Here is a 19830-nt window from a genome sequence, read left to right as displayed (position 1 = left end):
AACATGGCGGAAGCCATAGCCTCGATCGAGGAAGGCTTGGATGGCTGACCGCTTGAAAGGTGTTGGATACTTGCTCATGAAAAACCCCAGGTGATGGACGGGTGTCCAACATCTGGGGCGCAGTTCATTTGCGCCACCTGGTAGGAGCGAGCGCAGCTCGCGATGGGGCGCGCAGCGGCCCCGGGTTTCCAGCTTTCTGGCCCATGATGCTGGGGCTGCGTTGCAGCCCATCGCGAGCTGCGCTCGCTCCTACCAGGCCCCCAGGCCCACCCAGGCCCACCGCCACTACCACGTCAGGCAAATCTTGCCGAAGTGCCGGTTGCTCTCCTGGTAACGGAACGCCTCGACGATCTGCTCCAGTTCAAAGTGCTTGTCGACCACCGGCCTGAAGCCATTGGCATCAATCGCGCGCACCATCGCCTGTTGCTGCGCACGGCTGCCCACCAGCACGCCTTGCAGGCGAATCTGGCGCACCAGCGCCTGCACCAGCGGCAGCTGCCCGGCTACGCCGGTGAGAATGCCGATCAGCGACACATGCCCGCCAATGCGCGCAGCGATCATCGATTGCTCCAGGGTTGCCGGGCCGCCCACTTCGATCACATGGTCGACACCCCGGTTGCCAGTAAGCTCGCGCACCTTTTCGCCCCAGGCCGGGTTGGCCTTGTAGTTGATCAGGTGATCGGCGCCCAGGGCCTTGAGGCGTTCGAGCTTGGCATCGCTGGACGAGGTGGCGATCACCGTGGCACCGGCCAGCTTGGCGAACTGCAGGGCGAAGATCGACACACCGCCGGTGCCTTGCACCAGCACGGTATCGCCGGGCTTCAAGTGGTCATCGCTCATCAACGCGCGCCAGGCGGTGAGCCCGGCAGTCGTCAGGGTGGCGGCCTCGGCATGGCTGAAGCCCTGGGGCGCCAGGGTGAAGGCGGTGGCCGCTGCCGTGACCTGCTCGCGGGCATAGCCATCGATGCCGTCGCCGGGCACGCGGGCGAAGCCTTCGACCTGGGCCTGGCCGTCGAGCCAGTCGGGGAAGAAGGTGCTGACCACGTTGTCACCGACCTTGAATTCGCTCACGCCCGCGCCAACGGCCAGCACCTCGCCGGCGCCATCGGCCATGGGAATGCGCCGCTCGCTCGGGCCCCACATGCCGCTGACCACGGCGAAGTCGTGGTAGTTGAGGGAGCTGGCGTGCAGTTGGACGGTGATCTCGCCGGGCTTGGGGGCTGGCGCTTCGCAGGTGCCTAGCTCGACCTTGTCGTAGCCGCCGCCGGGTTGTACATAGATGGCTTTGCTGGGCATGACTGGGGCTCCATTGAGGGGAAAGATGGGGTTCAGCATAGTCAGTGTGGGCCTCTTCGCGGGGCAAGCCCGCTCCTACAAGAGCGGGCTTGCCCCGCGAAGAGGCCCGCACAGGCAACAAATGCCTCAGCCCAACAACCCCCGCAACGCCCGGCAATCGGCCGCATGCCAATCCACCAGCTCCGGCCACGGATTATCCGGCAAATTCACCAGCACCGTGCGCGCGCCAGCCGCCCGCCCGCAGTCCAGGTCAAAGCGGTAATCCCCAACCATCACCAGCTCGCTGGGCGCCACGCCCCAGGCACTGGCAATCTTCAACAGCCCATCCGGGCTCGGCTTGGGCTCGGCTTCATCGCGCCCGAGAATGTGCGCCACCTCGAAGCAATCGGCCAGGCCAATCGCCTCCAGGGTCACATGGGCCAACTCCCGCGCATTACGGGTCAGAATACCCAGCCGGCAACCACGCCCGGCCAGCTCGCGTACCAGCTCCACCGCCCCGGTGGCAGGCGTCGAAGCAATCGCCAGGTCGCGTTCGTGCTCCAGCAACCAGGCATGCTTGGCCGCCGCCTCGGCGGCCGGCAGCGCGGCCAGGTGCGTCAGGATGTCGTCCTCGGGTGGAATACCCAAGGCCACGCGGATAGCGGCGAAGTCATGCACCGCCACGGTCAGGGTGCCGTCCATGTCGAACACCCAGTTACGGACTTCAGCCAGGCTCATACCCAATCCTTGCGATGGCGAATCAGCCCTTCCTGGGACGACGACGCCACCAGTTGGCCGGCGCGGTTGAAGATGCTGCCGCGGCAGAAGCCACGGGCGTTGCCGGCCCATGGGCTGTCGGTGGCGTACAGCAGCCACTCATCGGCACGCAGGTTGCGGTGGAACCACAGCGAATGGTCGAGGCTGGCGATCTGCATGTCGCGCTGCCACACCGACTTGCCGTGGGGCATCAGCGAGGTGGTCAGCAGGCCGAAGTCAGAGGCATAGGCCAGCAGGTACTTGTGCAGCGCCGGTACGTCCGGCAGCGAGCCGTCGGCGCGGAACCAGGCGTATTTCACCGGGTCCCCCGGCTTGGGGTTGAACGGGTCGCGCTCGGTAACCGGGCGGATCTCGATCGGCTTGGCGCACAGCACTTTGTCGCGGATGCGCTCGGGCAGTTTGTCGGCATGGGCACGGGCCAGCTCGACCTCGGTCGGCAGGTTCTCCGGGCCAACCACATCGGGCATCTGCACCTGGTGCTCGAAACCTTCCTCGTCGTACTGGAACGAAGCGCTGCAGGTGAAGATCGGCTGGCCTTTCTGGATGGCCGTCACCCGCCGGGTACTGAAGCTGCCGCCGTCACGCACGCGGTCAACCGAGTACACCACCGGCAGGCTGGCGTCGCCCGGGCGCAGGAAATAGCCGTGCAGCGAGTGCACGTGGCGCGCGTCCTCGACCGTCTGGCTGGCGGCCGACAGCGACTGGCCCAGCACCTGGCCACCGTACAGCTGGCGAAAGCCCAGGTCCTGGCTGCGGCCACGGAACAGGTTCTCCTCGATCGATTCGAGGCTCAACAGGTCGACCAGGTCGTCCAACACATGACTCATCGGGGGTTCTCCATAGGCGCGAGCCTGGCTCGCGATGCATCGCCTTGGCGGCGCTCGATCAGGCAAATGATACAGGGTTTGTCATCGACGCCGCGCATGGCCGCTCATTCAGTGCGCAGGGTCTGCTCCCAGTGGGCGCGGTCCATGCGGTACAGCACATGGGGCCGCAGCGGGTGGCCGGTGGGCAGGCGCGGGTGTTCGAAATCGCCGTCCTGGTCGCGGACCATACCAATGGCCTGCATCACTTTCTGTGACGGCAGGTTGCTCTGGCTAGTGAACGACACCACCTGCTCCAGGCGCAATTGGGCGAAGGCACAACGCAGGCAGGTCCAGGCCGCCTCACTGGCGAAGCCCAGCCCCCAGTGGCGGCGGGCCAGGCGCCAGCCAATCTCCACCGCCGGGGCAAAGGGCGCGTCGAAATTGACCTGCAGCAGCCCCGTCATACCGATGAAAGCACCGCTATCCTTACGTTCCAGTGCCCACAGACCATAGCCGTACTCGTTGAAGTGCCCGCGGATCCTGCCGATCAGCGCCGCCGCTTCCAGCCGCGTCATCGGCGCCGGGAAGTAGCGCATCACCTGCGGGTCGGCGCACAACGCGGCGAACTCGCGCAGGTCGTCGTCGTGCCATTGGCGCAGCACCAGGCGTGCGCTTTCCAGGTGGAGGATGGGGGTCATGGGGCGTGCTCCGGTTTTACCGACCTGCACTTTACAGCGTAGGCGCAGCCAGGGCTTTCACCCAGCCCGCAGCGGCCTGAATAGATTTTTCACACGCCCTTCACCAGCCCCCGACAGACGGTTTAGCACACTGCCACCACCCACCGCCGCGCCATTGGAGTGACGCATGCAGCCGAGCAACACCTTGGGCCATCCCGCCATCCACGCCCGTCGCAAGCGACGCCTGTCGCGCAAAGCCCTCGGTGCCGCCCTCGGCCTGTGCATGGTCATTGCGGCAGTGACCACCTGGCTGGCGACGAGGACCCATATCGTGGACCTTGGCAACGAGCAACAGTTGAGTGAAAGCGGCCTGCTGCAGGACTGGGCCGAGGGCGCGGTGATCGTGATGATCCGCCATGCCGAACGCTGCGACAGCGCGCCCGGGCCGTGCCTGGACGACCCTACCGGCATCACCGTGGCCGGCGCCGAAGCGGCCACCCGGGTTGGCCAAGGCCTCAAGCAACTGGGCCTGGCCAACAGCGACCTGCTCAGCAGCCCGAAACTGCGCACCCAGCAGACCGCGCACTTCATCCTCGGCCAGGCCGTGCCCAGCGAGGCTTGGCTGGAAAGCTGCGACAGCGGCTTCGCCAAAGAGGCGCTGGCACGCAAGCGTGCTGGGCACAACCTGGTGTTGGTGACCCACAACGGCTGCATCGACCACTTCGCCCGCCAGCAGAAGGTGGCCGGTGGCGAGCGTGAGAGCGGCTATGCCAGCGCCCTGTTCGTTTCCGTCGATGGCAACGGCAAGGCGCGGATCCTTGGCCGCCTGAACGAGCCGGACTGGCAACGGGTACTGGCCAGCGCCGGGCGATAAGCAAACGGCCGAGGTCCCCAAACCCTCCTCGGCCATGGCAAGATCAGCGCTGGCCCTGATTGCGAACTCCCCATGCCGTTGCCGCTGATCTACCACGATGACTACAGCCCGGAATTCCCCGCCGAGCACCGTTTCCCGATGGACAAGTTTCGCCTGCTGCGCGACCACCTGGTGGCCAGCGGGCTGACCACCGACCAGGCCCTACTGCGCCCGGAAATCTGCCCCAACGACATCCTCGCCCTGGCCCACGAGCGCAGCTACATCGAGCGCTACATGAACGGCGAGCTGTCCCGCGAGGACCAGCGCCGCCTTGGCCTGCCCTGGAGCGAAGCCCTGGCACGGCGTACCGTGCGGGCGGTGGGTGGCTCGCTGCTGACTGCCGAGCTGGCCCTGCAGCATGGCATTGCCTGCCACCTGGCCGGTGGCACTCATCACGCCCACTACGACCACCCCGCCGGTTTCTGCATCTTCAACGACCTGGCCGTGATCAGCCGTTACCTGCTCGAAGCCGGCCGCGTGCACCGGGTGCTGATCTTCGATTGCGACGTACACCAGGGCGATGGCACCGCGCGCATTCTTCACGACACCCCCGAGGCGATCACCGTTTCGCTGCACTGTGAGCAGAACTTCCCTGCGCGCAAGGCCCACAGCGATTGGGACATTCCCCTGCCGCGCGGCATGGGCGATTCCGCCTACCTGCAGGTGGTGGAAGACGCCCTGAACTACTTGCTGCCGCTGTACCAACCCGACCTGGTGCTGTACGACGCCGGGGTCGATGTGCACAAGGACGATGCATTGGGCTACCTGCAGCTGACCGATGCGGGTGTGGCCGCGCGGGACGAAAAGGTGATGCGCCACTGCCTGGGCCGGGATATCCCAGTGGTGGGCGTAATTGGTGGCGGCTACAGCAAGGACCGCGAAGCCTTGGCCAGGCGCCACGGCATCCTTCACCACAGCGCGGCGCGGGTGCTCGGTTGTTCACAATGACTGTGGAACCGCTTGTGGATAACCTGCGGGAAAGCGGCTGCAGCCCTTGTATCACGCTGGCTGCAGAATAGTGTTCATTTTTTGTACAGTGCTTGAAGCCGCCAGGCTGCGCTAGAATGCGCATTCTTTTCCACAGCCTGCTGCCCGCCATGCCCAATAACCACCCCGCATCCCCTCCCCTGGCCGTCGTCATTGGTGCCGGCCCCGCCGGCCTGATGGCTGCCGAAGCCCTGGCCCAACAGGGCCTGGCCGTGCAGGTGTTCGACGCCATGCCGTCGGTGGGGCGCAAGTTCCTGCTGGCAGGCGTGGGCGGCATGAACATCACCCACTCGGAAGCTTATCCACAGTTCGTCTCGCGCTATGCCGAACGCCAGGGGGAAATCGATGCACTGCTGCAGGACTTCGATGCCGATGCCCTGCGCCAGTGGATTCACGGCTTGGGTATCGATACCTTCGTCGGCACCTCGGGCCGGGTGTTCCCCACCGACATGAAAGCCGCGCCGTTGCTGCGCGCGTGGCTCAAGCGCCTGCGCGACAGCGGGGTAGTTATCCACACCCGTCACCGCTGGCTGGGCTGGCATGCCGACGGGGCGCTGCGAATCGCTTATCCACAGGGTGAATTGCAGCTGAAAGCCGATGCCGTGGTGCTGGCCCTGGGTGGCGGCAGTTGGGCGCGGCTCGGTTCAGACGGCGCCTGGCAGCCGTTGCTGGCCGAGCGGGCTGTGGATATCTCGCCGCTGCGGCCGAGCAATTGCGGCTTCGAGGTGGCAGGCTGGAGCCCGCTGCTGGTGGATAAGTTCGCTGGCGCGCCGTTGAAGAACATCGCCCTGAGCATGCCGGGGCTGGCGCCGCGCAAGGGCGAGTTCATCCTCACCGCCCAGGGTGTCGAAGGCAGCCTGGTGTATGCCTGGTCGGCGCCGCTGCGCCAGGCCCTCGAAGTCAACGGGCAGGCCACGCTGTTGCTCGACCTGCTGCCCGACAAGCCTGTGGATAAAATCGCCCAGGCCCTGGCCAAACCGCGTGGGTCGCGTTCAATGGCCAAGCACCTGCATGGCCAGCTGGGCATCGACGGAGCCAAGGCCGGGTTGCTGCGGGAGCTGACCGACCCGGCGACGTTTGCCGACCCCCTGGCGCTGGCGCGGGCGATAAAGGCGCTACCGATCACCCTGGTACGCACACGACCGCTGGATGAGGCGATCAGCAGCGCCGGCGGGGTGCGTTTCGAAGGGCTGGATGAAGGGTTGATGCTGCGGGGGATGCCGGGGGTGTTCTGTGCAGGCGAGATGCTTGACTGGGAAGCCCCTACCGGTGGCTACCTGCTGACCGCGTGCTTTGCCAGCGGGTTGCGCGCCGGGCGGGCGGCGGCGGGTTGGTTGAAATCCCGCAGCTAGTAGGGCTGCGCATCGCGAGCTGCGCTCGCTCCTACCAAACGCCTAGCCGGCCCTGACCTGGTAGGAGCGAGCAGAGCTCGCGATGCGCCGCACAAGCGGCGCCAAGGCTTAGGGTTTACGCTTGCGCGGCCCGCTGTTGAAGCTCGGCACCTTGCGCACGGCCTACCAAACGCCTAGCCGGCCCTGACCTGGTAGGAGCGAGCAGAGCTCGCGATGCGCCGCACAAGCGGCGCCAAGGCTTAGGGTTTACGCTTGCGCGGCCCGCTGTTAAAGCTCGGCACCTTGCGCACGGCCTTGACCGGCGGCTCGGCGGCGCCGGCCTCGGCGCTGTCCAGCCAACGCCCCAGGCCACGCTTGGCGCTGTTTTCCTTGGGCTTCTTGGGCTTCTTCGGTTTCTTGACCACCTGGCCACTGGCATCGGTCATCGGCACCCGGTGCTCAGGGATGAAATCCGGTTCCTCATGGCGCGGCAAGGTCTGCCGGGTCAGCACCTCGATCGCCGAGAGCAGCTGCACTTCATCGGCGCACACCAGCGAAATCGCCTCGCCCTTGTTACCCGCCCGGCCAGTACGGCCGATGCGGTGCACGTAGTCCTCGGCCACGATCGGCAAGTCGAGATTGACCACCAGCGGCAGGTCATCAATGTCCAGGCCACGGGCCGCGACATCCGTCGCCACCAGCACCTGGACCTCACGCGCCTTGAAGCTGTCCAGCGCACGCTGGCGGGTGGCCTGCGGGCGGTCGCCGTGGATGCCGTCGGCGTTCACGCCCTCGGCCAGCAGCCGCTCGACCAGCTGGTCGACGCCGTTGCGGGTCTTGGCGAACACCAGCACCTGCTTCCAGCGCTGCTTGCGCATCAGGTGAACGAACAAGTCGGCCTTGCGCTTTTTATCCACCGGCACCAGCCATTGTTTGACCGTAGTGGCGGCAGCGTTGCGCGGGCTCACCTCAATGCTCAGCGGGTCGTTCAGGGCAAGGCCTGCGAGCACGCGGATCTGGTCGGAGAAGGTGGCGGAAAACAACAGCGTCTGGCGTTTGCGCGGCAAGGCGGCGTACACCGCCTGCAGTTCCTCGGCGAAGCCCAGGTCAAGCATGCGGTCGGCTTCGTCGAGCACCAAGGCCTGCACCTGGTTGAACTTTACGGCGTTCTGGCGGAACAGGTCGAGCAGGCGGCCTGGCGTTGCCACCAGCAGGTCGACACCACGGCGCAGGCGCATCATCTGCGGGTTGATGCTGACACCGCCGTACACCGCATAGGTGCTCAGCGGCAGGTTCTCGGCGTACTCGCGCACGTTGGCGTGTACCTGCTCGGCCAGTTCGCGGGTTGGCACCAGCACCAGCGCGCGGATCGAGTTGCTGGCGACCTTCTCCCCTTCCAGGGCCAGGCGCTGCAGCACCGGCAGGGCGAAGCCGGCGGTTTTGCCGGTGCCGGTCTGGGCGGCGGCCATCAGGTCGCGGCCGGCCAGCACGGCGGGAATGGCCTTGGCCTGGACCGGGGTGGGCGTGGTGTAGTCGAGCTGCTGCAGGGTGCGCAGCAGCGGTTCGATCAGGCCGAGTTTGGCGAAATTCATGGCAATACCGTCAGGGGGTTCAGCGAAGGCGGCAAGTTTACCGCATCGCCCCTGCCTACTTGCAGATTTCGCCCTTCGCCGGCTGCGCTGGCGCCTTGCGCCACTGCGGCAGGCCGATCAGCACCACGGCACCAATGATCACCGCCATGGCCAGGCATTCTTCAGCGCCGATGTGTTCGCCAGCGAAGACGATGCCGAGCAGCACCGCCACCGCCGGGTTGACGTAGGCATAGCTGGTGGCCGCTGCCGGGCGCACGTGCTTGAGCAGGTACATGTAGGCGCTGAACGCCAGGATCGATCCGAACAGCACCAGGTAGGCCAGCGCGCCCCAGCCAGCGGCGCTGGGCATTTGCGTCATGCGTTCACCGGACAGCGCACTGCCCAGCAGCAGCACCGCGCCGCCTACCAGCATCTCGGCGGCGCTGGCCATGGGGCCCTGGGGCAAGGGCAAGCTCTTGCTCCACACCGAGCCGAACGCCCAGGACGCGGCGGCGAACAGGATCAGCGCCGCACCGATGGGGCTGGCCTGCAGGTTGGAGCCAAGGTTGAGCAAGCCGATGCCAAGCAGCCCGAGCAGGATCCCGGCCCATTCCAGGCGTGAGTTGCGATGGCCGAACAGCAGGCCAAACAGCAGGGTGAACAACGGCACCGTGGCCACGGCCAGTGCCGCGACGCCGGATGCCACCCCAGCGTGCTCGGCCACCGTCACGCCACCATTGCCGCAACTGAGCAACAGAAAGCCCACGGCACCGGCCGCCCGCCACTGTGGCCAGGTCGGCGCCGGTACTCCGCGCCAGCGCAGGAAGCCGTAAAGCAGGCCGCCGGCAGTCAGGAAGCGCACACCGGCCATCAGCATCGGCGGCCAGGACTCAACGCCAATGCGGATGAACAGGTAGGTGGAACCCCACACCAGGTACAACGCCAGGAAGGCGCCGATAAGCAACAGCGGGAAACGACGGGAGGCAGGCATGGCAGGTAACTCGGACATCCGTTTTCGGGTGACTGATTGTAGGGGGCTGCCAGCGTAAAGATAAGTTACAAAACAGGCTGAAATGGGCGGCACACTTTTGCGCCTCAATGCCTCAACAACAACCGGCCTTCAATCGGCACATAACGGCTGGCCGCACGAATCAGCGACAACGCCGTCAGCCCCGGCACGCCATACACCACGGCCTCGGTCCCATGGCGCTGGATCACCCGCTCCAGCAGCAGGTCGAAATCCCCATCACCGGAGGCCAGAACCACCTGGTCGACCCGGCTGGCCGCATCGATCACATCAAGGGTGATACCCACGTCCCAGTCACCCTTGGCCGAGCCGTCACTGCGTTGAATGAAAGGCTTCAAGCGCACCTCGAAGCCGAGGTTGCGCAGAATCTGCTGGAACTGCTGCTGCTTGCTGTCACCTCGGTCGATGGCATAGGCCACGGCCTCGACTATGTCGCCTTCACGGCTGACGGCGTTCCACAGTGCGGTGTAGTTGAAGTGGCAACCGTGGGCCTGGCGCACGGTGTAGTAGAGGTTCTGCACGTCGGCGAACAGCGCAATCTTTTTCACCTGGAAACCTCGTCGTCTAAAAAGCTTCGCGGGCAAGCCCGCTCCCACAGGGACCTGACTCGATCACTGTAGGAGCGGGCTTGCCCGCGATTAGGGGCGCGATGCGCCCCCAGGATTGCCAGCAGTATGCCAGACCGGTCAGACGTACGTATCGTCGTCCGAGAAGAACCCGCCATCGTCGTTGCCATAGTCGGTGTCGGCAAAACCACCCTGGTCATTGCCCCAGCCGCCGTTGTCGGCCACGTGCTCCTGCCCGCCCTGATCGTTCCAACCCGCGGTATCGCTGGCAGGCGCCGGTTCTTCCTTGATCACTTCCACCACTTCCTCAGGCTGCGAGTGGTGGTTGAACAGGCTGCTGATGCCTTGCGCCAGCAGCACGCCACCGGCCACGCCGGCTGCGGTCTGCATCGCGCCGCCGAGGAAACTGCTGGCACCGCTGCGCGCCGGGGCGGCACCGAAACCCGCTTGCGGCTGTTGCATCTGCGCCTGGGGCTGCTGGGCAAAACCCGGGGCACTCGGCTCGCGCCAGCCGCCACCGGACGGCACCGGCGCACTGGCCTGGCGTGGCTGTGGTGCCGGCTCTGGGTTGCTGCGTGCGCCACCACCAAAGATGCTGGAGAGGAAACCGCCTCCGCCATTGCCGCTGCTGCTGGCGGCGCTGGCACGGTTGGCCTCGGCCTGGGCACGGGCCTGCTGCAAGTCGGCTTGCAGTTGCTTGTTCTGCTCGTCCAGGCGCTTGATGGCCGCTTCCTGAACCAGAATCGCCTGGGCCATGTAGTAAGGCGCAGCCGGCTGCTGGCGTACGTGCTCCTCGATGCGCGCCTGGGCCTGGGCATCACGGGGTTGGCTGGGGTCTTCGGCTTGCTTGATGCGGCCGAACAGGCCGTCGATCAGGGTTTGTTCATCAGTGTTCATGGGGCTACCTCGTGGGCTAGCAGGACATCGGACGTGTCAAAGATGGGGCGCGCCAGCGGCGGATTCAATCACCAGGCGGGTGAAACTTTTTTCAGCAAGTTACCGCTCTGGGCTAAAGTGACACCCCTGCTTCAATTGCCATGCGATGTTGACCGATGAATCCGCTGAGCGTTCTGCGCGACTCCCTGTACTTCTTCCGCCGCCACCTGGCGAACATCATCCCGCTGTGCCTGCCGCTGGTGGTGCTGGAGGCCCTGGTGACCCAGCTGCTGTACCGCCAGCTGGGCGATCAGGCCTCCCCGGCCTACGGCATGCTCGTCAGCCTGCTGTTCTACCCGCTCTACAGCGCAGCGTTGATTCTTTACCTGCACACCCGCAGCAACGGCCAGGACGTGCCGCGCCGCGACCTGTTCGCCCGCGCCGTGCAGTTGTGGCCGCAGCTGGCGTTGCTGATTCTGATCAGCTCGCTGCTGATCATGGCGGGCCTGGCGCTGTTCGTTTTCCCTGGCGTGTGGATCATGATCAACCTGGTGTTCGCCGAGTACCTGCTGGTGCTGCGCGGCCTGCCGGTAGTGCAGGCGATGCGCGAGAGCGCGCGCATGACCACCGGGCACTTCCTGCGCATCATGCTGTGCGTGCTCGGCGTGCTGGCGCCGATCTGGCTGATCGACGGCCTGCTGCTGATGGCCTTCCCCGACCCCGCCCCCGGCATGGAACTGGCCATGGACAGCCTCAGCGGTTTCCTGCAGCTGTTCAGCACCGTGGTGCTGTACCGGCTGTTCATGCTGCTGGAAACCCAGCCCGCGCAGTGACCATCAGGGGCTCAGGTGCCCCTTGGCTTGGCCCGTGCAGTGGCTTCGGCCACCAACGGGTCGTCTGGCCAGTAATGCTTGGGGTAACGCCCCTTGAGGTCCTTCTTCACTTCGGCATAAGTGGTACGCCAGAAGTTGGCCAGGTCTTGGGTGACCTGCACCGGCCGACGTGCCGGTGACAGCAGGTGCAGCTTGACCAACTGGCGGCCCTGGGCGATGCGCGGGGTATCGGCCAGGCCGAAAAGCTCTTGCAGGCGCACGGCGAGAATCGGCGGGTTTTCGCTGTAATCCAGGCGGATGTTCGACCCAGACGGCACGCCAAGGTGTGTCGGGGCCTGTTCCTCCAGGCGCTGGGGCAGTGGCCAGGGCAGCAGGTTGCGCAGCATCGACGAGAGGTCCAGGGCGGCAAAGTGGCTCAGGCGCGAAACCTTGCCCAGGTAGGGTTGCAGCCAGTCTTCCAGGCTGGCGAGCAGGGCCTCGTCGCCCAGGTCGGGCCATTCGCTGTAGCCGTCCTTGTCCAGGTCCAGCTGGCGCAGCAGCGCCACCCGTGCCTGCCATTGGCGCAGCTCCGGGGTCCAGGTCAGCAGGTTCAGGCCTTTGCGCCGCACCAGCCCAAGCAGGGCCTTGGCCCGGGCTTCGTCATCCAGCCCGGGCAGTGGTTCGCGGCTGAGCACCAGTTCGCCGACCTTGACCTGGCGCTCGGCGCGCAGCACCTGCTCGCGCTCGTCCCAGTCGAGGATATCCACCCGCTCGACCTGTTCGGCCAACACGCCATCGAGCAGCGCTGGGTCGAACTCGGCGGCGAGGTAGATACGCTCTTCGCGCTGGCCTTGGCGGCTGCCCAGGTCGGCGACCACCAGCCACGGGCATTTCATCAACGCATCGGCCTCGTTGAACAAGGCCGCACGGCCATTGGCCAGGCGATACTCGGCCCCGCCTTCGCGGCGCTGCTGGGCGACCCGGTCGGGGTAGGCCAACGCCAGTAACGCGCCAAGCCAGCGCGGGTGATCGGGGTCGGCAACCGCCGCAGCGGGTTTGCCACGCAACAGGCCGCGGTACTGGCGGGCAAGCTGCCGGGCCCGTTGCACGCCGCCCTGGCTGGCGCGGCTGGCCTTGTCCTGGCCGCTGACCAGCGCCAGCCGGCTATGCAAGTCGGCGCCGCCGCCGCGCTGGATATCGCGCTCGCCCAGCAACGCCGCCACATCGCACGCCATGCTTGCCAACCCCAGGTGCTGGCCGCGCAACAGCAGGTGGGCGATCCGCGGGTGCGCAGGCAGCTCGGCCATGGCCTGGCCATGTTCGCTGAGGTTGTCGCGGCTGCCCGGCTTGAACGCGCCCAGGCGCGCCAGCAGGTCCTGGGCCTGGGAAAAGGCCGCCGGCGGCGGCTGGTCGAGCCAGCGCAACTGCTCGGGGGTAACGCCCCAGCGCGCCAGTTGCAGGGCCAGGCCCGCCAGGTCGGCCTGAAGGATTTCGGCACTGCCATGGGCGGCCAGTTGCTCGTGCTGGGCCTCGGACCACAGCCGGTAGCACACCCCGGGCTCCAGGCGCCCGGCACGGCCGGCACGCTGGGTGGCACTGGCGCGGGAAATGCGCTGGGTGTCCAGGCGGGTCATGCCGCTGCCGGGGTCGAAACGCGGCACCCGGGCAAGGCCTGCGTCGATCACCACGCGCACGCCGTCGATGGTCAGGCTGGTTTCGGCGATGTTGGTGGCCAGTACCACCTTGCGCAGGCCCTGGGGCGCCGGGTCGATGGCTGCGCGCTGGGCATTGAGGTCGAGCTCGCCGTGCAGCGGGCACAGCAGCACATCTGGCCGCTCGCCCAAGGCGTCCTGCAGGCTCTGGTGCACGCGGCGGATCTCGGCCTGGCCGGGCAGGAACACCAGCACGCTGCCGGGCTGCTCGGCAAGCGCCAGCAGCACGTTGTCCACCACCCGTGGCTCGATGAACTCACCCGGCTGGAACGGGCGGCCCCAGCGGATATCCACGGGGTGCATGCGGCCCTCGCTACTGACCACCGGCGCATCGCCCAACAGGCGCGACAGGCGCTCGCCCTCCAGGGTTGCGGACATCAGCAGGATCTTCAACGGCGGCTCGTCGCGCAGCAGTTCGCGGCCATTGAGGCTCAGCGCCAGGGCCAGGTCCGCGTCCAGGCTGCGCTCATGGTATTCGTCGAATATCAGCAGGCCCACGCCGTCGAGCGCGGGGTCGGCCTGCAGGCGGCGGGTGAGGATGCCTTCGGTCACCACTTCGATACGGGTGTTCGGCCCGACCTTGCTGTCCAGGCGAATGCGGTAGCCCACCGTTTCACCCACTTTCTCCCCCAGCTCGCTGGCCAGCCGCTCGGCCGCCGCACGGGCGGCCAGGCGGCGGGGTTCAAGCATGAGGATGGTTTGCCCGGCCAGCCAAGGCTCGTGCAGCAGCGCCAGCGGCACGCGGGTGGTCTTGCCGGCGCCGGGCGGTGCTTCGAGCACGGCTTCGTCGCGGTTTTCCAGGGCCTGGCGCAGGGCCGGCAAAACGGCATCGATTGGTAATGAAATCATGGTGGTCCTCGAACAGTGCGGCGAGTATAACGGCGAACCGAGCCTGCTCTATCATGGTCTTAGCATCAGGTGCTGGCGCTTCGCCCACCCTGCAGGACACCTTTTCCGGAGATTTACATGCGCATCCCATCCCGCGTCATTGGCGGCGCCCTGATTGCCACCCTGCTCACCCAGCTGACGGCCTGTGGCACGCTGTTCTACCCAGACCGCCGTGGCCAGATCGACGGCAAGGTCGACCCGGTGATCGTTGCGCTCGACGCAATCGGCATCCTGTTCTATGTCATTCCCGGCCTGATCGCCTTCGGCGTTGACTTCGCCACGGGCGCTATCTACTTCCCAGGCGGTACCACGGCCCAGGTCGCGCCCGCCAAGCTGCAACAGGCCGTCACCCCCGACGGCAAGGTCGACAACCTCAAGCTGCAGGCCATTCTGGAAAGCGAACTGGGCCAGCGCCTGCCGCTGGACGACCCACGGTTGATCCAGCACCGCGGCAGCGTGGAACAGCTGGCGGCGCTTGGCCTGGTGCCGGCGGCCTGAGGACGATTTCCCGCACATGACCACCTCGGCCGAACACCAGCGCCTGCTGCGCCTGGCCACCCGCGCGTCGTTGGCGGTGGCCAGCATCCTGGTATTGAGCAAGGCGGTGGCCTGGTGGCTGAGCGGTTCGGTCAGCCTGCTGGCCGGGCTGACCGACTCGGCGCTGGATGCCGTGGCGTCATTTCTCAACCTGCTTGCGGTGCACTATGCCCTGCGCCCGGCCGATGACGACCACCGGTTCGGCCATGGCAAGGCCGAAGCCTTGGCCGGCATGGCCCAGGCGCTGTTCATCGGGGTGAGCGCGGTATTGATCGGGGTGCAGGCGGCCGAGCGCCTGCAGGCGCCGCAACCGCTGGGTGACACCGCCATCGGCATCGCGGTGATGCTGCTGTCGCTGGCACTGACCGTCGCCCTGCTGTTGTTCCAGCGCAAGGTCATCCGCCTGACCGGCTCGACGGCAGTGCGGGCAGACTCGCTGCATTACCGCTCCGACCTGCTGCTGAACGGCAGCATCCTGCTTGCACTGCTGCTGGCAGGTTTTGGCTGGCCGCAACTGGACGCACTGTTCGGCCTGGGCATTGCCTTGTACATCCTGTGGAGTGCGGTGCAGATCGCTCGGGAAAGCACCGCCATCCTCATGGACAAAGCGCTGCCCGACACCATTGGCGAAGCCATGGTCGAGTTGGTGCTGGGCATACCGGGCGTCAAAGGCGTGCACGATTTGCGCACGCGAGAGTCGGGCAACCAGTGGTTCGTGCAGTTGCACCTGGAACTGCCGGGGCAATTACCGCTGCACGAGGCGCACGCCCTGTGCGTGCGCGCCTCGGCAGTGATCCGCCAGCAGTACCCGAAAGCCGATGTGTTGGTGCACGCCGACCCGGTGTAACCCCGCGCCCGCAAGTGCTCAGTTCACGCTGTAGCCTCGGCCACTGAAGCAGGCCCCCAAGGCCCGGCGGTAGTTGCTTGCCACTTCCGCTGGCGGTGCGTATGGCGCGGTTGCCGGGTCGAAGCCCGACTGGCTGACCGCCCAGCGGTGGCACTGGTAGCGGTCCTGGTCCTGCTGCTCCTGGCCCTGCCCATACATCGGGTACGCCACCACGTCATACACATTGTTCGCCGGTGCCGCTGCCGGCAGCGGCGCGGGTGCGCCAACCGGCGGGTTCACCACCACGTATTCCTGGCTGTCGGCCAGGTACTGGTAATAGGTGTCGGCTACCAGGAAGAACAGCGCACCGCCCAGCCAGACCTCCCGCGCATAGGAGGGCAGGTAGCCGACCCGCACACCATAGGGTGGAGTCACCACGACGTAGCCACCGCCATGGGGGCGGTACCAGTAGCCACCGGAATAGAAGTAGTCCTGGCCGCGGTAAGGCACTTTCCAGTAGCGGTCCGGGAAGCGGTCGACATTGTGCCCAGGGCGGTACTGCGGGCCTGGCCCCCAGCCATTGCCATGGCCGTCCGGGCGCCCCTGCCAATCGCCACCCGGGCGCTGGCCAGGGCCGCCGGCTTGCCAATGGCGGTTGTCGCCGTTGCGCCGGGGAATGTCCTGGTAGTAACCCTGCCGGGCAGGCTCGGTCTGGCGCACCTGGTCACGCGAACCGAGCGGGCGACGGGGGCCACCGTCTTCATGGCCCTCGCCCGGCCCCTCGGCCATGGCCCCGAGGCTCAGGCTCAAACCCAGCAAACCAACACCTGCCAACTGCCAGATGCGCGACTTCATGTTGTTCCTCACGGTGAATAAACCAGCATGCTGCCAGTCTAACGCGGCGGCGGCGCCCCTGTACGCCGCTGCCAGATGAAATCGCGGCCATGAAAAAAGGGAGGCCATGGGGCCTCCCTTTGGAATTTGTCGTCCGTGCTCGGCACTTGTGATGCCGGCTCACCTCACAGCGTCTTCTGGACGCTGTGTAGCCCGGGGGCCTGGCAGATCCTGTTGGATGGCCGGGCCGCGACCGCCCGCCTAGGGCGCGTCGCCGTGGACTGATGTCCGGGCAGTGATTCTGGAGTTAAAGATACGGGAGCAGGTGCGGCAGAGGATTGCGAAGATTGCTCAGATAAATAGCACTTGCGCAATTTTTAACCCTGGATCGATAATTCACCGCAATCCGAACAGAAAAGGCCATTTCCATGAGCAAACTTGACCGCTACGACCTGAGCATTCTTGCCGAATTGCAGCGCGATGCGCGCATCTCCAACCAGGAGCTGGCCGAGCGCATTGGCCTGTCGCCATCGCCATGCTCGCGTCGGGTCAAGCAGCTGGAAGACGACGGCTATATCTCGCGCCAGGTCGCCCTGCTGGATCGCAAGAAGCTTGGCCTGAGCCTCACGGCCTACGTGCTGATCGGCATGGACCGGCACACCCCCGAGCGCTTCGAAACCTTCGAGGCGGCCATTCGCAACCTGCCGCAGGTGCTTGAATGCAGCCTGGTCACCGGCATGGACGCTGACTACCAGCTGAAGGTGGTGGTGCCGGACATGGACCATTACCAGAAGCTGCTGCTGGGCAGCCTGACCCGTATCGAAGGGGTTACCAGTGTGCGTTCGAGCTTTGTGCTCAACCAGGTGCTGGCCAGTACCGAGCTGCCATTGACCCACCTCCGTTAATTGCGCGCTGGCAGGCGTATACTCGGCCGATTTAGCCTGCCAGGAGAGCGCCGATGGACCCCGCCGTATTCGAAGAATGGATGATGATCATCCTGGTGACCGTGTTGATCGGGTTCATGGGTTTCATCGTCTGGGACTTGGCGAAAAAGTCCAAGGCCGGGCGGTTCGGTACGCTGATTCTGTTCTTTGTGCTTGGGCTTGGGGTGCTGGCCTTCATCATCAAGAGCGTGGTGGTGGCGTTTCTCGAAGGGGTATAGGCATGCAGGGGCCTGTTCGCGGGGCAAGCCCGCTCCTACATTAGGTGGGAGCGGGTTTACCCGCGGATGGGCCTAAAGCTTGGGCGCGACTTCACGCCAGCAACCTTGTTCAAGCCCATCCAGCGCCCAGTCGCCAATCCGCAACCGCACCAGGCGCAAGGTCGGCAGCCCCACTGCCGCCGTCATGCGCCGCACCTGGCGGTTGCGCCCCTCACGGATCACCAACTCCAGCCAGCAGGTCGGCACGCTTTTGCGAAAGCGTACCGGCGGGTTGCGCGGCCACAACTCGGGTTCTTCGAGGCGCCGTGCCTCGGCCGGCAGGGTCGGGCCATCATTGAGCTGAACGCCGTCGCGCAGGCGCTGGATCTGCTCCTCGCTCGGCTCGCCCTCTACCTGCACCCAATAGGTCTTGGGCAACTTGTGCTTGGGGTCGGCGATGCGCGCCTGCAGCCCACCATCGTTGGTCAATAGCAGCAGGCCTTCGCTGTCGCGGTCCAGGCGCCCGGCCGGGTACACGCCCGGGATGTCGATGAAATCCTTGAGCGTCGCCCGCCCTTCACCGTCGCTGAACTGGGTCAGCACGTCGAAGGGTTTGTTGAACAGGATCAGGCGCGGCTCGGCCGGCGGCGCCTTGGCCTGGCGACGGGGGCCGGCAGGCCGCGCCTGGGGGCGGCGCGGCTTGGAACGGGGTGGCAGTGGCATGGATCCTCAGCGGAACGGCGGCTCATCGAAGCTGCGCAGTTTACGCGAGTGCAACGAATTGAGCTCGGTGCGCAGCAGGTCGAGGGCGGCAATGCCGATTTTCAAGTGCTGGCTGACCGCCCGGTTGTAGAAGGCGTTGGCCGAGCCCGGCAGCTTGATCTCGCTGTGCAGGGGTTTGTCGGATACGCACAGCAACGTGCCATACGGCACCCGCAGGCGATAGCCCTGGGCAGCGATGGTGCCGCTTTCCATATCCACCGCCACGGCCCGCGACAGGTTGATCAGCGGCCGCTCCTGGGCCCAGCGCAGTTCCCAGTTGCGGTCGTCGTAGGTCAGCACGGTGCCGGTGCGCAGGCGCTTCTTCAGTTCCTCACCACGCTCGCCGGTCACTTGCGCCGCAGCTTCCTGCAAGGCCAGTTGCACCTCGGCCAGGGCCGGAATCGGAATGTTCGGCGGCACCACGCGGTCGAGAATACCGTCGCGGCGCATGTAGGCGTGGGCCAGCACATAATCGCCGATGGTTTGCGACTGGCGCAGGCCACCACAGTGGCCAATCATCAGCCAGCAATGCGGGCGCAGCACCGCCAGGTGGTCGGTGATGTTCTTGGCATTGGACGGGCCGACACCGATGTTGACCAGGGTGACGCCGTCACCGTCGGCCGCGATCAGGTGGTAGGCCGGCATCTGGTAGCGGTGCCAGATCACGCTGGCCACCAGGGCCTGCGCCTCGCCGTGGTCCATGCCCTTCTCGATCACCACGTTGCCTGGCAGCACCATGCGCACGAAGCGTGGGTCTTCGCGCAGCTGCTCAAGGCCGTGGCTGATGAACTGGTCGACGTAGCGGTGGTAGTTGGTCAGCAGGATCCATGGCTGCACATGGCGCCAGTCGCTGCCGGTGTAGTGCACCAGGCGGCGCAGCGAGAAGTCCACGCGGGCGGCGTCGAACAGCGCCAGCGGCAGGGTTTCGGCGTTGCCCCAGTCGTACAGGCCATCGGCGATATTGTCGGTGGCGGCGGACAGGTCGGTGCTGGGGAACACGCGGGCGAGCTCCGCGGCGGTGATACCGCTGCCGGCCAGCTCATCACCCTGGTCGACCACATAGGGGTAAGGAATGTTCTGTTCGCTGACGCCAACTTCCACGGTTACCGTGTAGTCGTGCATCAAGGGCCGCAGCTGGTCCAGCAGGTAGCCACGAAACGCCGCAGGCTGGGTGACCGTGACGCTGTAGGTGCCGGCCACCTGGACCTTGGCATAGGCGCGGGTGGTGGCGGCGACTTCACCGTGGCTGTGGTAGGTCAGGCGCAGTGCCGGGTAGCGGAACAGGGCATGCTCATCGGCATTTGGCTCGGTACGGTCCTTCAGGTAGCGCTTGAGGGCCTGGCTCAGCGCCCCGGTGGCCTGGTCATGCAGGGCCGCCAGACGGTCGACGGCCTGTTCGGGGGTATCTACGACTACAAAAGCTTGGCTCACACTGGGCTTCCTGTCTGGACATGCATGCCAGCCATCTTGCCTGCCTTCTTGGGTAAATTCACCCCCATTGATCGGTGTTGC

General features: G+C 66.1%; 20 protein-coding genes. 8 read left to right on the top strand and 12 right to left on the bottom strand.

What is annotated here, in order from left to right; all coding sequences use genetic code 11:
* Window positions 1–285: 285 nt before the first annotated feature.
* From F3J45_RS14425 to F3J45_RS14410, 4 genes are all read right to left on the bottom strand, one after another.
* Window positions 286–1296 carry an NAD(P)-dependent alcohol dehydrogenase gene (locus tag F3J45_RS14425; protein ID WP_167063516.1) on the bottom strand — a complete coding sequence of 337 codons (1011 nt, stop codon included), beginning with the start codon at window positions 1294–1296 and terminating at the stop codon, window positions 286–288.
* A 126-nt stretch (window positions 1297–1422) separates the two neighbouring features.
* Window positions 1423–2013, bottom strand: coding sequence for an HAD family hydrolase (locus F3J45_RS14420; protein ID WP_167063513.1), 591 nt, complete (start codon window positions 2011–2013; stop codon window positions 1423–1425).
* A complete protein-coding gene (tesB, locus tag F3J45_RS14415; protein ID WP_167063510.1) occupies window positions 2010–2879 on the bottom strand; it encodes an acyl-CoA thioesterase II in 870 nt (289 codons plus the stop codon). The genes F3J45_RS14420 and tesB overlap by 4 nt, the downstream gene beginning before the upstream one ends.
* A gap of 104 nt (window positions 2880–2983) precedes the next feature.
* Entirely contained in the window at window positions 2984–3556 is a 573-nt protein-coding gene (locus F3J45_RS14410) for a GNAT family N-acetyltransferase (RefSeq protein ID WP_167063507.1), read from the bottom strand.
* Window positions 3557–3722: 166 nt separating this feature from the next.
* Between F3J45_RS14410 and F3J45_RS14405 the strand changes: the two genes are divergently transcribed.
* The 3 genes from F3J45_RS14405 (at window position 3723) to F3J45_RS14395 (ending at window position 6787) form a co-directional block, all read left to right on the top strand.
* Window positions 3723–4409, top strand: a complete 687-nt coding sequence (locus tag F3J45_RS14405; RefSeq protein WP_167063505.1) for a histidine phosphatase family protein — start codon at window positions 3723–3725, stop codon at window positions 4407–4409.
* A gap of 72 nt (window positions 4410–4481) precedes the next feature.
* Window positions 4482–5396: a histone deacetylase gene (locus tag F3J45_RS14400; protein ID WP_167063502.1), complete on the top strand. Its 915-nt coding sequence runs from the start codon at window positions 4482–4484 to the stop codon at window positions 5394–5396.
* Between the two features lie 116 nt (window positions 5397–5512).
* Window positions 5513–6787, top strand: a complete 1275-nt coding sequence (locus tag F3J45_RS14395; RefSeq protein ID WP_205300520.1) for a TIGR03862 family flavoprotein — start codon at window positions 5513–5515, stop codon at window positions 6785–6787.
* Window positions 6788–7026: 239 nt separating this feature from the next.
* Here F3J45_RS14395 and F3J45_RS14390 read toward each other — a convergent pair whose 3' ends face one another.
* The 4 genes from F3J45_RS14390 to F3J45_RS14375 all read right to left on the bottom strand — a co-directional run bounded on the left by F3J45_RS14390 (window position 7027) and on the right by F3J45_RS14375 (window position 10827).
* Window positions 7027–8358 (bottom strand): DEAD/DEAH box helicase, encoded by a 1332-nt coding sequence (locus tag F3J45_RS14390; RefSeq protein ID WP_167063499.1) that lies wholly within the window; start codon window positions 8356–8358, stop codon window positions 7027–7029.
* A gap of 55 nt (window positions 8359–8413) precedes the next feature.
* Window positions 8414–9328, bottom strand: coding sequence for a drug/metabolite exporter YedA (gene yedA, locus F3J45_RS14385; protein ID WP_167063497.1), 915 nt, complete (start codon window positions 9326–9328; stop codon window positions 8414–8416).
* A gap of 104 nt (window positions 9329–9432) precedes the next feature.
* Window positions 9433–9912, bottom strand: a complete 480-nt coding sequence (locus F3J45_RS14380; protein WP_167063492.1) for an NYN domain-containing protein — start codon at window positions 9910–9912, stop codon at window positions 9433–9435.
* 138 nt (window positions 9913–10050) lie between these two features.
* Window positions 10051–10827 carry a DUF2076 domain-containing protein gene (locus tag F3J45_RS14375; protein WP_167063488.1) on the bottom strand — a complete coding sequence of 259 codons (777 nt, stop codon included), beginning with the start codon at window positions 10825–10827 and terminating at the stop codon, window positions 10051–10053.
* 155 nt (window positions 10828–10982) lie between these two features.
* Between F3J45_RS14375 and F3J45_RS14370 the strand changes: the two genes are divergently transcribed.
* Entirely contained in the window at window positions 10983–11639 is a 657-nt protein-coding gene (locus tag F3J45_RS14370) for a YciC family protein (RefSeq protein WP_167063484.1), read from the top strand.
* Window positions 11640–11650: 11 nt separating this feature from the next.
* Here the strand turns inward: F3J45_RS14370 and hrpB are convergent, their stop codons facing one another.
* Window positions 11651–14179 (bottom strand): ATP-dependent helicase HrpB, encoded by a 2529-nt coding sequence (gene hrpB / locus F3J45_RS14365; protein ID WP_167063480.1) that lies wholly within the window; start codon window positions 14177–14179, stop codon window positions 11651–11653.
* 117 nt (window positions 14180–14296) lie between these two features.
* On the opposite strand from hrpB, the gene F3J45_RS14360 reads away from it, so the two are divergent.
* Window positions 14297–14716 (top strand): polyribonucleotide nucleotidyltransferase, encoded by a 420-nt coding sequence (locus F3J45_RS14360; RefSeq protein WP_167063472.1) that lies wholly within the window; start codon window positions 14297–14299, stop codon window positions 14714–14716.
* A gap of 16 nt (window positions 14717–14732) precedes the next feature.
* Window positions 14733–15602, top strand: a complete 870-nt coding sequence (locus F3J45_RS14355; RefSeq protein ID WP_167063467.1) for a cation diffusion facilitator family transporter — start codon at window positions 14733–14735, stop codon at window positions 15600–15602.
* An 18-nt stretch (window positions 15603–15620) separates the two neighbouring features.
* Here F3J45_RS14355 and F3J45_RS14350 read toward each other — a convergent pair whose 3' ends face one another.
* On the bottom strand, window positions 15621–16436 hold the full coding sequence (locus tag F3J45_RS14350; protein WP_167063461.1) for a DUF6515 family protein: 816 nt from the start codon (window positions 16434–16436) through the stop codon (window positions 15621–15623).
* 407 nt (window positions 16437–16843) lie between these two features.
* Here F3J45_RS14350 and F3J45_RS14345 point away from each other — a divergent pair, with 407 nt between their 5' ends.
* Both F3J45_RS14345 and F3J45_RS14340 read left to right on the top strand, forming a co-directional pair.
* The gene (locus F3J45_RS14345) at window positions 16844–17320 is read left to right on the top strand and encodes an Lrp/AsnC family transcriptional regulator (RefSeq protein WP_003249795.1); all 477 of its coding nucleotides are present in this window, start codon (window positions 16844–16846) and stop codon (window positions 17318–17320) included.
* A 53-nt stretch (window positions 17321–17373) separates the two neighbouring features.
* Window positions 17374–17577, top strand: a complete 204-nt coding sequence (locus tag F3J45_RS14340; protein ID WP_027592638.1) for a DUF2788 domain-containing protein — start codon at window positions 17374–17376, stop codon at window positions 17575–17577.
* 72 nt (window positions 17578–17649) lie between these two features.
* On the opposite strand, the gene F3J45_RS14335 is transcribed toward F3J45_RS14340, so the two are convergent.
* Together F3J45_RS14335 and amn are read right to left on the bottom strand one after the other, a co-directional pair.
* A complete protein-coding gene (locus F3J45_RS14335) occupies window positions 17650–18279 on the bottom strand; it encodes a pseudouridine synthase (protein ID WP_167063457.1) in 630 nt (209 codons plus the stop codon).
* 6 nt (window positions 18280–18285) lie between these two features.
* Complete coding sequence (gene amn, locus F3J45_RS14330; protein ID WP_167063450.1) at window positions 18286–19749, bottom strand: AMP nucleosidase; 1464 nt, start codon at window positions 19747–19749, stop codon at window positions 18286–18288.
* Window positions 19750–19830: the final 81 nt, after the last annotated feature.

The sequence above is a fragment of the Pantoea sp. Ap-967 genome, from assembly GCF_011752565.1.
Lineage (GTDB): Bacteria > Pseudomonadota > Gammaproteobacteria > Pseudomonadales > Pseudomonadaceae > Aquipseudomonas.
The sequence above is the reverse complement of the archived record's forward strand: the minus strand, read 5'-3'. Positions and strand labels throughout refer to the sequence as shown.

What these genes read in the sequence shown, in the direction of transcription:
- F3J45_RS14425 (WP_167063516.1), bottom strand. Translation starts at nt 1,296, where the DNA reads ATGCCCAGCAAAGCCATCTATGTACAACCCGGCGGCGGCTACGACAAG.
- F3J45_RS14420 (WP_167063513.1), bottom strand. Translation starts at nt 2,013, where the DNA reads ATGAGCCTGGCTGAAGTCCGTAACTGGGTGTTCGACATGGACGGCACC.
- tesB (WP_167063510.1), bottom strand. Translation starts at nt 2,879, where the DNA reads ATGAGTCATGTGTTGGACGACCTGGTCGACCTGTTGAGCCTCGAATCG.
- F3J45_RS14410 (WP_167063507.1), bottom strand. Translation starts at nt 3,556, where the DNA reads ATGACCCCCATCCTCCACCTGGAAAGCGCACGCCTGGTGCTGCGCCAA.
- F3J45_RS14405 (WP_167063505.1), top strand. Translation starts at nt 3,723, where the DNA reads ATGCAGCCGAGCAACACCTTGGGCCATCCCGCCATCCACGCCCGTCGC.
- F3J45_RS14400 (WP_167063502.1), top strand. Translation starts at nt 4,482, where the DNA reads ATGCCGTTGCCGCTGATCTACCACGATGACTACAGCCCGGAATTCCCC.
- F3J45_RS14395 (WP_205300520.1), top strand. Translation starts at nt 5,513, where the DNA reads ATGCGCATTCTTTTCCACAGCCTGCTGCCCGCCATGCCCAATAACCAC.
- F3J45_RS14390 (WP_167063499.1), bottom strand. Translation starts at nt 8,358, where the DNA reads ATGAATTTCGCCAAACTCGGCCTGATCGAACCGCTGCTGCGCACCCTG.
- yedA (WP_167063497.1), bottom strand. Translation starts at nt 9,328, where the DNA reads ATGCCTGCCTCCCGTCGTTTCCCGCTGTTGCTTATCGGCGCCTTCCTG.
- F3J45_RS14375 (WP_167063488.1), bottom strand. Translation starts at nt 10,827, where the DNA reads ATGAACACTGATGAACAAACCCTGATCGACGGCCTGTTCGGCCGCATC.
- F3J45_RS14370 (WP_167063484.1), top strand. Translation starts at nt 10,983, where the DNA reads ATGAATCCGCTGAGCGTTCTGCGCGACTCCCTGTACTTCTTCCGCCGC.
- hrpB (WP_167063480.1), bottom strand. Translation starts at nt 14,179, where the DNA reads ATGATTTCATTACCAATCGATGCCGTTTTGCCGGCCCTGCGCCAGGCC.
- F3J45_RS14360 (WP_167063472.1), top strand. Translation starts at nt 14,297, where the DNA reads ATGCGCATCCCATCCCGCGTCATTGGCGGCGCCCTGATTGCCACCCTG.
- F3J45_RS14355 (WP_167063467.1), top strand. Translation starts at nt 14,733, where the DNA reads ATGACCACCTCGGCCGAACACCAGCGCCTGCTGCGCCTGGCCACCCGC.
- F3J45_RS14350 (WP_167063461.1), bottom strand. Translation starts at nt 16,436, where the DNA reads ATGAAGTCGCGCATCTGGCAGTTGGCAGGTGTTGGTTTGCTGGGTTTG.
- F3J45_RS14345 (WP_003249795.1), top strand. Translation starts at nt 16,844, where the DNA reads ATGAGCAAACTTGACCGCTACGACCTGAGCATTCTTGCCGAATTGCAG.
- F3J45_RS14340 (WP_027592638.1), top strand. Translation starts at nt 17,374, where the DNA reads ATGGACCCCGCCGTATTCGAAGAATGGATGATGATCATCCTGGTGACC.
- F3J45_RS14335 (WP_167063457.1), bottom strand. Translation starts at nt 18,279, where the DNA reads ATGCCACTGCCACCCCGTTCCAAGCCGCGCCGCCCCCAGGCGCGGCCT.